The organism is Zooshikella harenae, assembly GCF_018837975.1.
Lineage (GTDB): Bacteria > Pseudomonadota > Gammaproteobacteria > Pseudomonadales > Zooshikellaceae > Zooshikella > Zooshikella harenae.
This window is the reverse complement of record NZ_JAGSOY010000327.1, coordinates 1-687: the sequence shown is the minus strand read 5'-3', so window position 1 is coordinate 687 and position 687 is coordinate 1. Positions and strand designations below refer to the sequence as shown.

Annotated in this window: 1 protein-coding gene; it reads right to left on the bottom strand. The window is 39.2% G+C overall.

The window, feature by feature from the left end; genetic code table 11:
- Nucleotides 1-6: 6 nt before the first annotated feature.
- Nucleotides 7-687 (bottom strand): nucleotidyltransferase family protein (locus KCG35_RS25950; RefSeq protein ID WP_215822805.1); only part of this gene is annotated, 681 nt, incomplete at its 5' end.

The following is a 687-nucleotide window of genomic DNA, read 5'->3' as shown; positions in this document are numbered from 1 at the left end:
TAACGCTTACAGCATTGGCGCGGTCTTTTTCGCGTCCATTGCCTGTACTTGTTCTGTGTTAGTTGCGGCACTGACTAATTTTTCTAGCACCGAAATATCTGATGGATCTGAAAATGCTTTTTCAAACATGCAGTATATAGAGTAATCATTTTCTTGCAGCCAAAGAAAACTTTGCTTGGACCCTAAGTACCACATATTTCTTAGCTCAAAATATATTTCTAAGAGTTCGCACGGCAGCCAAGTTTTGCGGTATTTTGCTTCGATAGTATCTCCTGAAGCCCTTATTAGCATGTTCTTAGACCACTCAAGTAGGTGGTCCCTAGCATCAGCTTTAATTTTGTCAGGGCCAATATTAAAGAAATCGGTTATTTCGGAAACAAACTTCCTACCAATGCCATTGCTATCTAGAAATACCTCACCACCAACGAATCTTAGAAAGTCCTTTCTATTCGGAACAGCTTCTTCTATTTTATAAACCCAACAATCAAGTTTCTTGCCTTCAAAGATGCGAACATCTTTTGTGACTGCAGGTTCTTTGCAGAAACAAGCAATATCAATATCGCTCTCGTCCGTGTAATCCCCACGAACAATAGACCCATACAGAACTATAAATTCCGGATTATGCTTTATTGCTAATTCATTAATTGCACGTAGCGCTAGATCTTTCACTTTATTCCTACACAGAAC